Genomic DNA, 12,142 nt, shown 5'->3' with positions numbered 1-12,142 from the left:
ATCAAAATGCGCTAGCAGAAAGGGTTAATGGAATATTGAAACAAGAATTCCTTTTTTCTAAAACAAAGAATATTCAAGATCTAAACTTATTAGTAAAAGAAAGTATTTATCTTTATAATACTAAAAGACCACATTTAAGTCTTAATATGGAAACGCCAGATAAAGTGCATAAAAAATCCGAAGAAATAAAATATCTCTCCGGATTAAATATTGTTTAATTTATGTCAACCTATTTTAGGACGACTCATCTTCTTTCCTGCAGAAGAGAAATTATTAGTTAAAAACCTGATTTTCCTGTTCCTGAACTCGAATAAATGTAGTTCTTTTAGAAAGTTCTTTAAGCTTAGAGGCTCCTACATAAGTACAGGTAGAACGTACTCCTCCTAAAATATCTTTCACAGTTTCTGCAACCGGGCCTTTATACGCTACTTTTACCGTTTTACCTTCTGAAGCGCGGTATTCAGCAACTCCTCCGGAATGCTTATCCATAGCTGTTTTTGAACTCATACCGTAGAATAAACGGTATTTTTTGCCATTTTCTTCAATCATTTCACCTCCACTTTCATCGTGGCCGGCAAACATTCCACCCAGCATTACAAAATCGGCACCGCCACCAAATGCTTTGGCAACATCTCCCGGAACTTTACAGCCTCCATCTGCAATAATATGACCTCCCAAACCATGAGCAGCATCAGAACATTCAATAATAGCCGATAATTGTGGGTAACCCACTCCTGTTTTTACACGGGTGGTACATACTGAACCAGGCCCAATTCCAACTTTAATGATATCTGCTCCTACCAAAAGAAGCTCTTCTACCATTTCTCCAGTTACTACATTTCCAGCAATGATGATTTTATCAGGGAAATTAGCCCTTGCTGTCTTCACAAATTCAACGAAATGCTCTGAATATCCATTGGCAACATCTATACAGAGAAACTCAATTTTTGGATGCTTTTCGAGGATCAGTCTGATTTTTTCTTCATCTGCCTTTCCTGTGCCTGTACTTAAAGCGATATACTGATGAATACTTTCGGGCTGGCTTTGTAAAAATTCATCCCATTCCTCAGGAGTGTAATGTTTATGAATGGCCGTGATAATCTTTTCTTTAGCCAGTTCTACAGCCATTTCAAAAGTTCCCACGGTATCCATATTAGCTGCGATAACAGGAACGCCACTCCATTTTTTTTTAGTATGTTTAAAGATAAACTCCCTCTCCAAATCTACTTCTGATCGGGATTTTAAGGTAGAACGCTTAGGGCGGAACATTACATCCTTAAACCCTAATTTTATGTCATATTCTATACGCATTTTGTAATTATTTGTCAGAATAAAGGTAGTAAATAATCTGAAATAGATTATTTTTGGAACCATGGATTTTCCTGTAACATTTCATATTTTCGGTCAAACAATTCTTGCACATCCCCTTTTTGAGGCGGTTGGAATGTTCCTGGGTATGCGGTATTATTTTTATCTTAAAAGAAAATCTTCGGAAAAATTATCTTTTAATATTTCTGCTGCCGTTTTAATTGGAGCCACAGCCGGAGCATTATTGGGCTCCAAGCTCATTGGAAACCTGGAGAATCCTCATACTATGTTTGAAAACTTTAGCTTTCAGAAATTCTGGTCGAGTAATACGATTGTAGGAGGATTGGCTTTTGGATTATTGGGGGTAGAACTCGCTAAAAAAGTAGTGGGACACAAGGAAAGTACAGGAGATCTGATTGTTTTCCCTTTAATGCTGGCCATAATTATTGGAAGAGTCGGGTGCTTTCTTACAGGAATTTATGAGGAAACCTATGGCATTCCTACAGATTCTGTTTTTGGAATGCATTTGGGAGATCAATATCTCAGACACCCTGTTGCCTTATATGAAATTGGGTTTTTGATAGGACTTTGGGTTGTTTTGAAATATATTCAGAAACAGAAAAATTATCCTTCAGGATTTCTCTTTCAGATCTTTATGCTGAGTTATTTTATATTCAGATTCTTTTTAGACTTCATTAAACCAAGGGTTGAAATTGCAGGAAATTTAGGGACAATTCAACTTGTATGTATTTGTGTAATTATTTACTACATTTATACTATTAAAAATACCAAAATCACTTTAAAATATTCAAGATGAAATCATTAACTCTTTTAGAAGTTGGCGATCTTACGGGTCTGGTAGTTATGATTGTTGGAATGATCATTATAGGCGCTTTGTTTTTTTCCATTATTGTTACTTTTATTGTGAAGCTCATCTATGAAAGTAAGGATAACAGAAAATTCAGCAGAAAACAATTTATACAGACTTTTGTTATTTGTCTGTTGGTCTGCGGTTTAATCAGCGGATATATCTGTGGATAAACATTTAAAAATTAACTATGCCAGTAAGAAACTATACTTATTACGATTATACAATCAGTCTTTGCCCTGAGTGCCTGAAAAGGGTAGGAGCGAAAATTATTATAGAGGATGAGGCCGTTTTCATGACCAAAAGATGTCCTGATCATGGCTTTTTTAAAACGAAAATAGCTTCGGATGTTCATTACTATAAAAACATAAGAAACTATAACAAAGCTTCGGAAATGCCCCTCCATTTCGGAACAGATGTAGAATATGGATGTCCCTACGACTGTGGTCTTTGTGTAGATCATGAACAACATAGCTGTCTTTCCATTGTTGAAGTAACAGATCGATGTAATCTGACTTGCCCTACATGCTATGCGATGTCTTCTCCACATTACGGAAACCATAGAAGTCTGGAGGAAATTGAGGCTATGTTTGATGTAATTGTTAAAAATGAAGGCGAGCCGGATGTGGTTCAGATCAGTGGTGGTGAGCCTACCATTCATCCCGAATTTTTTAAAATTATGGATATTGCAAAGTCAAAACCTATTAAGCATTTGATGTTGAATACCAATGGGATAAGAATTGCCAATGATCCTGGATTTGCAGAAAAATTAGCTACCTATGCCCCTGAGTTTGAAGTTTATCTCCAGTTTGATTCCTTTAAACCGGAAGTGCTGGAAGATTTCAGAGGTAAAGATCTTACAGCTGTCAGGATGAAAGCTTTGGAAAAACTGAACGAACTTAATCTTTCCACAACTTTAGTAATTGTCCTTCAAAAAGATAAAAACATTGATGAGATCGGAAAAATCATTGAATTTGCTCTGAAACAGAAATGTGTGAGAGGAATTACCTTCCAGCCCGTAGAAATTGCGGGAAGAAACAGAGACGATTCTGCTCATGAGAAAATCACCTTAACGGAAGTAAGACAGGAAATCCTGAATCAGTTTCCTCTTTTAAATTCTGATGATATTATTCCAGTTCCATGTAACCCGGATGCTTTGGCAATGGGATATATTTTAAAACTTCAGGAAGAAATTATTCCTCTAACCCGATATATTAATCCTGCCGATCTTTTGAATAACGAATCCAAAAATACCATTGTTTACGAACAGGATACAGGTCTTCACATGCAGTTGCTGGATATTTTCAGTACAGGAATTTCCGTGGATAAAGTACAACCTAAAGTTAATCAGTTACTTTGCTGCCTTCCGGAAGTGAGTGCTCCGAATCTGGATTATGATAATCTGTTTAGAATTATCATTATGAATTTTATGGATGCCCATGATTTTGATGTAAGAGCTGTAAAAAAATCCTGTGTTCATATCGTCAATAAGGATTTGAAATTAATTCCATTTGAAACCATGAATCTTTTCTACCGTGATGATAAGAAAAACTATCTGGAAGAGCTAAGAAAAGAGGATAAGGTATTATTTTAAAAAATCTGCTGATTAAAAAAACAAAAAGCGTGAAGTTTGATTTCACGCTTTTTCGATATCTCAATAATAGTATTATTTGGCTTCCTTTACGGTGTCAAAAACCATTACTTCTTCTAATGTTTTCATATACTCATACGCAGTAAGGTCAAACTTCACAGGGACAATAGAAATATATCCATTAGCTAAAGCTGTTTCATCAGCATCTTCAGAATCATCCATATTATTAAAGTAACCTGTTAACCAATAATACTTTTTGCCATGTGGATTTACTCTTTCGTCAAAACTTTCTTCCCATTTAGCATTAGCTTGTTTACAAACTTTCACGCCTTTTATTTCAGATGCAGGAAGTTTTGGAATGTTTACATTTAAAACAATTCCTTTAGGCATTGGGTTTTCAAGAGTTCTTCTTACAATGTTTTGGATATACTCTTTCGCTTGGGTAAAATCTGCCTCCCAACTGAAATCCAGTAATGAGAAACCAATTGCAGGAATTCCTTCCACTCCAGCTTCTACAGCAGCAGACATTGTCCCTGAATAAATTACATTAATAGACGAGTTCGCTCCATGATTAATCCCGGAAACTACAATATCGGGTCTTCTTTTCAAAATTTTATCAAGAGCCATTTTTACACAGTCTACAGGAGTTCCACTACAAGAATAGTCTGTTTGCGGGCCATCAAGGGTAACTTCTTCGTAGCTTAGTGTAGAATTAATAGTGATAGCGTGTCCTTTACCACTTTGAGGAGAGTTAGGGGCTACTACAATTACTTCTCCAATTTCGTTCATAAAACTGATCAAATTTCTGATACCGGGAGCTGTAATTCCATCATCATTAGTAACCAGAATAAGCGGTCTTTCCATATATTATCTTAATTTTTTATACAAATACAGTACAATTTGTTCATTTGAGAATGGAACAAAAAGAATTTTTCAACACATCAAATGTAGTTAAAAATAAGACGCAATAAAACAACAGATTTATTATTCATTGATTTCATTTCAATACTAAACAACCTGTATCTTAATACGAAAAATAAGCCGGATGCTTGACAAGAAAAGCTTTCCAAGGGTTTAATAACCATTGAATTTTAGCACACAATTGTTATCTCTCAAAGAAGATGATTCATTGAAATTAGAAGGTATAATATCAAGGGTTGTTTGTATTATTCCAAAGGTTTTCTTCCTGTAATAATATTATAAAGAACAACAATAATGGCAATAACCAATAAAACATGAATTAAATAACCTGTACTGATTCCTGGGACGATTCCCAATATTCCTAATAGCCATACAACGATACAAATGACTGCGATTAACCATAATAAACTTCTCATGACATTACATTTTAAAGTTATATGCTTAATTATCAACATATTTTATGCCTTTATATGTTGAAAATAACTTTTGTGGTACTTATTTATGAGTTTTTATGAAACCTTTCAGTAAATAGTATATTGAAAAATAAATAGAAAATTGCTTATATACTTTATATTTAATGATCACAAAAGGTCTAAATAAATAACAGCTCTAATCACTTTTAATAAAAATCCTTAAAACTGTACGATATTTGTAAATAAGGTGTTAAATTTGATCTTTTGTAACAGATCGCAAATTATTGCTACTTATTACAATACTTATTTTTCTAAAAATTAATAAATAAAGACAGTTTATGTGGAAAAATTTCAAACTGAATAAATTTTTACTACTAATTCCATTAACCAGTCTAATGTTTTGCTTCAACTCGCCGAAGAACGATGATGAAAAGATGCAGACGATAATGGTGAGCGTAAAAAACACTCTTTCTTATCTGCATTATAGCCCGAAGCCTATTAATGATGCTTATTCAAAAGATGTTTATAAACACTATTTCGAGTTGGTAGATCCTGCAAAAAGATATTTCCTGCAGTCTGATATGGATGAATTCAGCAAGCATGAAACAAAGCTTGATGATTATATCAACCAAGGTGATCTTACCTTCTATAAGCTTACTATCGACAGACTTTACCAAAGAGTAGATGAGATCGATAAGATTACACAGGACATTTTCAGTAAGCCTATCAACCTTCAGGAAGATGAAACCCTTACCCTGGAGCCAAAGCTAAAAAAAGTACCCGCTAATAAGCAGGAACAGTATAACGAATGGAAAAAGTTCATCAAATACAACATCCTTCAGGAAGTTGAATCTATGAACAGTAAAGAAGAAGCTCAAAAAGAGAAAAAAGATTCTATTCAGAAGTACAAATTAAAAGATACCATTAAGCTTAAAGTTCTTACTCAGGATGAGAAGATCAAAAAAGCAACCGATGAAGTAAAAGATCTTGTAAAAGATACCTTTACAAGATTCAAAAAGAGAAAGAAAATGGATTGGTTTACGGTGTATATGAATGCATATACTGAAGTCTTCGATCCACATACCAACTACTATTCTCCAAAAGATAAAGAAGATTTTGATACTCAGTTTACAGGAAAAGTAATTGGTATTGGAGCATTGATCCAGGAGAAAAAAGGAAACCTTTACCTGGGGGCTCTTACCATTGGTGCTCCGGCATGGAAATCTAAGCAGCTTTCTGAAGGAGATAAAATCCTGAAAGTAAAGTCAAAACCAAAAGATGACGCTGTAAATGTAGTAGGAATGCTTTCCGATGAAGCCGTAAGGTTAATCAGAGGTGAAAAAGGAACTCCAGTTACTTTAACCGTTCAGAAAAAAGATGGTACTATTAAGGATGTAACGATGATCCGTGAAGAGGTAGCTATTGAAGACACTTTTGCAAGAAGTATTGTAGTGAATGCTCCGAATGGTAAAAAATACGGATTTATCAACCTTCCAAGCTTTAACGCTGATTTTGAAAATTCAAAAGGAAGAAATGCTTCTGATGACATCAAAAATGAGATTGTTAAACTTAAAGCTCAGAATATTGAAGGAATTGTTCTTGATCTTAGAAATAACGGAGGAGGATCATTAACGGAAGTAGGGGATATTATGGGACTTTTCATGGATGCCGGGCCTTATGTACAGGTAAAAGACGGAAATGGAAAAATCCAGACCTTAAAGAACAAATATGAAGCTCCAATCTGGACAGGGCCACTTGTTATCATGCAGAATGAACTTTCGGCTTCAGCTTCGGAAATTCTTGCAGGTGTAATGCAGGATTATGGAAGAGCAATGATTATAGGATCTCCACAGTCTTTTGGAAAAGGAACCGTTCAGACTTTTGTTGATCTGAACAGATTCTTGAATACTGAAGATGACTTCGGATCTTTAAAACTAACGATTCAGAAGTTCTATAGAATTACCGGAGAATCTACGCAGAGAAAAGGAATTGTTTCTGATATTCAGATGAAAGACTTCTTTACTTATGCTGAAGTAGGAGAGCGTTATGATGATTTTGCTTTAGCTTGGGATAAAATTCCGGCTACAAAATTTGAAAAACTGAACTACTTTAATATTCAGGCTCTTGAAAAAGCAAGTGCAGACAGAATGGCTAAAAACAAAAACTATCAGCTTCTGTTAGAATCCGCTCAATGGAGAGAAAAACTGGATAAAGAGGAGAATATTACTTTGAATATTGATAAATTCAACGAAGTGATGAAGCATAGAAAATCTCAGATTGAAAAATTCAAAGTACTGACTAAATTTGAGAACGGATTGCAGTTCATGATGTATCCAAGTGAGATTGAAAGAGAGAAAAAAGATGAAGCCTTCAAAAAGAAATCTGAAATGTGGATCAAGAATCTGAAAAAAGATCTTTACCTGCAGGAAGCAATGAATATTGTATCAGAAATGGGCATAAAATCATAAACATAAAAAAACCGATAATGAAAATTATCGGTTTTTTATTGAGTCAATGAATGATTACTTAATTTCTACACATCCCACTCTTCCTCCAGCATTCCCTGTAGGCTGAGTATGGAAATCGTCTGCTGCTGCATGTACAATAAGACCTTTTCCGATGATGTTTTTAGATTCATCTGTACAACCAAGACACCATTTATCAGTCTTGAAAGTTAATACTGCCGTTCCGTTCTGATCGGCTACCAAATTTCCAATATCTCCCATGTGGAAATGCTCAGCACCCCATTTTCCGTGATCGTTCTTGGATGGGTTCCAATGTCCGCCTGTAGAAGTTCCGTCTGCTGCAGAGCAGTCTCCTTTTTCATGAATGTGTACTGCATGGATTCCAGGAGTAAGGTTTGTTACGTTCAGTTTCATGATTACCTCATTTCCCTGTTGAGTAAACTTTGCCGTTCCACCTGTTTGAGTTCCGCTTTTGGCATTTACAGCGTACGTTTTTGTCGTTCCACATGAAGCAGCCAAAAATGCACATCCTGCCAATAATGCTAGTGTTTGTACTTTCATTTTTAAATGATTTATAGTGATATTTATGTTAAAATTAAAAAAGATTTTCCAAAACGCTTTATGATTTCAGTCTTTTTTCTGAACAGATGTCTTACGGCTCGTTATAATTTGATCCGTTTCACCTCAGAATGTGTAGGTTCAATATCTAAATAATTTGAACACAAAAGACCATTAAAATTGTTTATTTTTATCTTTTGGTAGGTGAATGTCACATCACATTTTAATAGTAATACAACACAATTGAAGAACATCAGTAATGATTATTCTATTTACATTTATCAGTGAAGAAAAGCATCAGTATATTTTAGACAGATATTTAAAATCTTTTCCGGAAGATTTTCAGCAAGATATTCTAAAATACAGGAGATGGCAGGATGCTCAGCTTTCTCTCTTGGGAAGGGTGCTTTTGCAAGAGGGACTAAAATCCCATTATCATATTGATGAAGTATGTATAGAACGATCTCCGGATCATAAACCTTATTTAAAAGGACATCCTCTTCATTTCAATATTTCTCATTCCAAAGAACTTGTCGTTTGTGCTATTGCAGAATTTCCTATAGGAATTGATGTTGAATTTATGGATCCTAAAATCAATTATCTGGACTTTCAGTTTCAGATGACAGAGCAAGAATTTGATAAAATTAACCGGTCTGAAGATCAAATAAGGGCATTTTTTTCCTACTGGACACAAAAAGAATCAGTAATGAAAGCGCATGGTGGAGGAATGATGATTCCTCTGGATTCTTTTGAAATTGTAAATAGTGAGTGTAAAATTGAGAGTAAAAAATTCTTTACAAAGGATATTTTTATTGATGAAAATTATCAGAGTTGCATAGCGTCAGGTGATAAAATCCTTGGAAACGTGGTACCACATTTTTTGCCTTTTTAAATTTGAGTTAATTGTGTTTTATACTTTACAAAATCCTTTATTTAAGTGAATTTCAATAGTTTAAATTTAGATATAAAATCATAGTTTGGTGATAAAAATTTTAATTTTTATTGGTTTTTTTTTGAAAATTCATTTTTAAAATATATCTTTACTGGGAGAAAAAATTATTTTAAACACTAAGACTTTTTACAAATGAAGAAAAATGTATTATTACTGATTACCTCTACTATCAGTGTGCTTTCCTTTGCACAGGTAGGTATCAAAGAAAAGAATCCGAATCTTAGCTCGGATCTTGAACTAGGCTCCGACAACAAGACACTTCTTTTAAACAGAGTTCTTAATACTGGTGTTATCACAACACCAACGAACGGGATGATGATCTATGATATATCTGAAGAATGTGTAAAAGCATTTCAGGCAGATAAATGGTCTAAATGTCTTGGAAAAGGACTGGTTGGAAAAAAAGCATTGATGAATCCCGTTTCCTTATCATGTAATTCAGCTACTGTATCTCCCAGTCCTATAGCCGGGCAGGTTTATAAAGGTGTGCTGATAATTCCCTATACAGGAGGAAATGGAGGTGTTTATGATGCTGCATCCATACGAGCTAATGGATTAACTGCTACTTTACCTGCCGGACAATTTGCTACAGGCAGCGGAAATTTACAGTATTCTATTACAGGAACTCCTGATCGAACAGGAAGTATCACATTTAATGTAAATGTGGCAGGAAATACCTGCTCTGTTGCTTCAAAATAAAGCAATAGGTATTTTCCGGTGATCAGTTCCGAACCATTGCAATATATTCTAAGTAATTTCTGCGAATTTCTTGAGGAGTAATTATAATTGTTTTTGATCAAATTTGAAAGCGATCGAAAAACAATTATTATCCTGAGTAAAACCAGAGTTTACCCATCTATTTTGTATCTATATGGTATTTACAGAATCTGTTTACGGGAATTTGCTATTCTTTATTTCATCGCGCCTCATAGAAGGATATTAAAAAGACAAATTTTATTAAACGACAAGAAAAATTCAACATGAAAAAAAAGTTATTATTACCTATTTGCATTAGTTTATGCTCTTTTTCCCTTGCACAGGTTGGGATTAATAAGGCTCAACCTCATCTAAGTGCAGATTTAGAATTGGGATCTGATAACAAAGCTTTATTACTGAACAGAATCAATAATACAGGAGTGATCAATAATCCTGTAAACGGTATGCTGATCTATGATAAAGCAGAGCAATGCGTGAAGGCTTTTCAAGGAGGAGCCTGGTCACAATGTTTTTGGAAAGAAAGCCCATTTGCTTTAGTATGTGCTTCTGCAGTATTTAATCCTACCTTTGCCACCCAAAATATACCATACAATGGGACTTTAACAATCCCTTATACAGGAGGTAACGGAAGTGCTTATGCTGCACAGACTTTTCAGTCTAATGGGTTAACGGCTACATTGAATGCCGGTACTTTTGCGACGGGAAATGGGAACTTAATGCTTAATGTCGCGGGTACTCCGGTTACTGCCAGCTCTGCTGTGTTTAACATTACGATCAATGGAAGTACTTGTCCTGCAATTACTCTTCAGGTAAATAATGGTACTCCTGTGGTTCCGCCTAATATTACCATCAATGAAGGAATATATTTTATAGGCTCAGTGTATGATAATGATTATGCTCCTTATACAGAGCCTACTGGGCCAGCAACAACTGCCAGACCTGTAGCTGCAGACGGTGTTCCGGATAAACTAGCAGATTATCAAGGTTTCATTCCTACATCAGGATTGGATATCTTTATTCCTGTTACCACTACAGGAAGTGGTTCCCTTACTGGATGGAGTTCAATAACAACAGTACCTGCTAACCTTACAGAAGACGGAATTTCCAGACAGCTTATGCTTTCGTGGCCAGCACAATCATATGACTCTAATACCAGATCCATCAAAGCAAAACTTACGGCGATAGGAGGTACTTTGAATGCCCGAAAATTGGATATTAATGCCGGAATAGGAAATGATTATCTTGGAGTATTAATGGCAAGATTCCAATTCCCATCCAATAACTCCGGAACATCTAAAAATTATGATGTTCGTATATTACCAGGTATTCCGGATAGAAGGTTTGGACAAACAGACAATGCAGGAGCTCTTAACCATAATTTCCTTTATTTACCAGTTCAGGCAGAAGATGGTTACACATGGTTGAATAATAACCTTGGAGCTGATTACACAAATACAGACAGTCCTAATTTTAGCATTGCCCAGCAGGCAACATCTGCACAGGATTATAGAGCATATGGATCATTATTCCAATGGGGAAGAAGACCAGATGGACATGAATTGGTTAGATGGACTGGTCCTTCAAGTGGAACCCCAGTTTACCCTGCTGTAACTTCTACTGCTAATGATAATCCAACGGATACAAGGTTTATTGGAACAGGAGGCGGATGGAGAGTCAATAATGACCCAACTTTATGGCAAAACAGTGCTAAACCAAACAACCCATGTCCTAAAGGATTTACGGTTCCTAATAGATCTCAACTCGATAACTATTTATTAGCGGCTAAAATGGGTAGTGGAATTAATGCTGCTGCTGCAAGTAAATTAGCAATCCCTGCTGCAGGAAATCGAGATTCATCATTTGGAACGATATCATCATCATATGCAGGAAGCAGTGGATTCTACTGGAGTGGTGAAGCAGGCGGCTCAAGCCCTTCAGCTTATATCTTCCAGGTTTCACAATTTGGAACGCATGGTGTTTCAAGTTCAGGAACAGCACAAGGAAGTTCAGTTCGTTGTATCAAAGAATAAGTGAAAATTGAAATAAATGATTATTTGATGGCTGCCAACATTTTGTTGGTGGCTATCAGGTAATTATTGACGTACTATTATAAAAAATCGTTTCTATAGATCAGCTTACTTCATATAAATCGTATGATGAAAACTCTGATAAAATTACACATCTACTTAAATAAAACATAATATTCTTTTACTAAACAAGAGAATACCTTTAAACCTATTGCAATTATTCTGCTCTTATCAATTCAATATTTTTTTTTGATCCTATTCATGAAAGAATAGATCGATGATGTCCGAAAGTATTTGAATGATAATATTTTGAGAATAATTA

General features: G+C 35.1%; 12 protein-coding genes. 8 read left to right on the top strand and 4 right to left on the bottom strand.

Annotated elements, in window-relative coordinates:
* The coding region (locus tag GTR01_RS12855) for an integrase core domain-containing protein (protein WP_160136654.1) at positions 1 to 218 on the top strand (218 nt) is incomplete at its 5' end.
* 55 nt (positions 219 to 273) lie between these two features.
* Here the strand turns inward: GTR01_RS12855 and GTR01_RS12850 are convergent.
* Positions 274 to 1,311 (bottom strand): GMP reductase, encoded by a 1,038-nt coding sequence (locus GTR01_RS12850; RefSeq protein ID WP_160138236.1) that lies wholly within the window; start codon positions 1,309 to 1,311, stop codon positions 274 to 276.
* 61 nt (positions 1,312 to 1,372) lie between these two features.
* Here GTR01_RS12850 and GTR01_RS12845 point away from each other — a divergent pair, with 61 nt between their 5' ends.
* From GTR01_RS12845 to GTR01_RS12835, 3 genes are read left to right on the top strand one after another with little or no spacing between them, the layout of a single operon-like run.
* Positions 1,373 to 2,125, top strand: a complete 753-nt coding sequence (locus GTR01_RS12845) for a prolipoprotein diacylglyceryl transferase (protein WP_160138235.1) — start codon at positions 1,373 to 1,375, stop codon at positions 2,123 to 2,125.
* A complete protein-coding gene (locus tag GTR01_RS12840; protein WP_160138234.1) occupies positions 2,122 to 2,349 on the top strand; it encodes a hypothetical protein in 228 nt (75 codons plus the stop codon). The genes GTR01_RS12845 and GTR01_RS12840 overlap by 4 nt, the downstream gene beginning before the upstream one ends.
* Positions 2,350 to 2,366: 17 nt before the next feature.
* The gene (locus tag GTR01_RS12835; RefSeq protein ID WP_160138233.1) at positions 2,367 to 3,770 is read left to right on the top strand and encodes a radical SAM protein; all 1,404 of its coding nucleotides are present in this window, start codon (positions 2,367 to 2,369) and stop codon (positions 3,768 to 3,770) included.
* A gap of 72 nt (positions 3,771 to 3,842) precedes the next feature.
* Here GTR01_RS12835 and surE read toward each other — a convergent pair whose 3' ends face one another.
* Positions 3,843 to 4,631: a 5'/3'-nucleotidase SurE gene (surE, locus tag GTR01_RS12830; protein WP_160138232.1), complete on the bottom strand. Its 789-nt coding sequence runs from the start codon at positions 4,629 to 4,631 to the stop codon at positions 3,843 to 3,845.
* 302 nt (positions 4,632 to 4,933) lie between these two features.
* Positions 4,934 to 5,104 carry a lmo0937 family membrane protein gene (locus GTR01_RS12825; protein ID WP_160138231.1) on the bottom strand — a complete coding sequence of 57 codons (171 nt, stop codon included), beginning with the start codon at positions 5,102 to 5,104 and terminating at the stop codon, positions 4,934 to 4,936.
* A 335-nt stretch (positions 5,105 to 5,439) separates the two neighbouring features.
* On the opposite strand from GTR01_RS12825, the gene GTR01_RS12820 reads away from it, so the two are divergent.
* The gene (locus tag GTR01_RS12820) at positions 5,440 to 7,569 is read left to right on the top strand and encodes a carboxy terminal-processing peptidase (protein WP_160138230.1); all 2,130 of its coding nucleotides are present in this window, start codon (positions 5,440 to 5,442) and stop codon (positions 7,567 to 7,569) included.
* Positions 7,570 to 7,623: 54 nt separating this feature from the next.
* On the opposite strand, the gene GTR01_RS12815 is transcribed toward GTR01_RS12820, so the two are convergent.
* Positions 7,624 to 8,127, bottom strand: coding sequence for a superoxide dismutase family protein (locus GTR01_RS12815; protein WP_160138229.1), 504 nt, complete (start codon positions 8,125 to 8,127; stop codon positions 7,624 to 7,626).
* Between the two features lie 256 nt (positions 8,128 to 8,383).
* On the opposite strand from GTR01_RS12815, the gene GTR01_RS12810 reads away from it, so the two are divergent.
* The 3 genes from GTR01_RS12810 (at position 8,384) to GTR01_RS12800 (ending at position 11,823) form a co-directional block, all read left to right on the top strand.
* On the top strand, positions 8,384 to 9,016 hold the full coding sequence (locus tag GTR01_RS12810; protein WP_160138228.1) for a 4'-phosphopantetheinyl transferase family protein: 633 nt from the start codon (positions 8,384 to 8,386) through the stop codon (positions 9,014 to 9,016).
* A 192-nt stretch (positions 9,017 to 9,208) separates the two neighbouring features.
* Positions 9,209 to 9,775, top strand: coding sequence for a hypothetical protein (locus tag GTR01_RS12805; protein ID WP_160138227.1), 567 nt, complete (start codon positions 9,209 to 9,211; stop codon positions 9,773 to 9,775).
* A gap of 281 nt (positions 9,776 to 10,056) precedes the next feature.
* A complete protein-coding gene (locus GTR01_RS12800) occupies positions 10,057 to 11,823 on the top strand; it encodes an FISUMP domain-containing protein (RefSeq protein WP_160138226.1) in 1,767 nt (588 codons plus the stop codon).
* The last annotated feature ends 319 nt before the right edge of the window (positions 11,824 to 12,142 follow it).

Source organism: Chryseobacterium sp. c4a (genome assembly GCF_009900745.1).
GTDB lineage: Bacteria > Bacteroidota > Bacteroidia > Flavobacteriales > Weeksellaceae > Chryseobacterium.
The sequence above is the reverse complement of the archived record's forward strand: the minus strand, read 5'-3'. Positions and strand labels throughout refer to the sequence as shown.

Bases quoted from the DNA above. Each gene is read 5' to 3' on its own strand.
- GTR01_RS12850 (WP_160138236.1), bottom strand. From the start codon at position 1,311: ATGCGTATAGAATATGACATAAAATTAGGGTTTAAGGATGTAATGTTC.
- GTR01_RS12845 (WP_160138235.1), top strand. From the start codon at position 1,373: ATGGATTTTCCTGTAACATTTCATATTTTCGGTCAAACAATTCTTGCA.
- GTR01_RS12840 (WP_160138234.1), top strand. From the start codon at position 2,122: ATGAAATCATTAACTCTTTTAGAAGTTGGCGATCTTACGGGTCTGGTA.
- GTR01_RS12835 (WP_160138233.1), top strand. From the start codon at position 2,367: ATGCCAGTAAGAAACTATACTTATTACGATTATACAATCAGTCTTTGC.
- surE (WP_160138232.1), bottom strand. From the start codon at position 4,631: ATGGAAAGACCGCTTATTCTGGTTACTAATGATGATGGAATTACAGCT.
- GTR01_RS12825 (WP_160138231.1), bottom strand. From the start codon at position 5,104: ATGAGAAGTTTATTATGGTTAATCGCAGTCATTTGTATCGTTGTATGG.
- GTR01_RS12820 (WP_160138230.1), top strand. From the start codon at position 5,440: ATGTGGAAAAATTTCAAACTGAATAAATTTTTACTACTAATTCCATTA.
- GTR01_RS12815 (WP_160138229.1), bottom strand. From the start codon at position 8,127: ATGAAAGTACAAACACTAGCATTATTGGCAGGATGTGCATTTTTGGCT.
- GTR01_RS12810 (WP_160138228.1), top strand. From the start codon at position 8,384: ATGATTATTCTATTTACATTTATCAGTGAAGAAAAGCATCAGTATATT.
- GTR01_RS12805 (WP_160138227.1), top strand. From the start codon at position 9,209: ATGAAGAAAAATGTATTATTACTGATTACCTCTACTATCAGTGTGCTT.
- GTR01_RS12800 (WP_160138226.1), top strand. From the start codon at position 10,057: ATGAAAAAAAAGTTATTATTACCTATTTGCATTAGTTTATGCTCTTTT.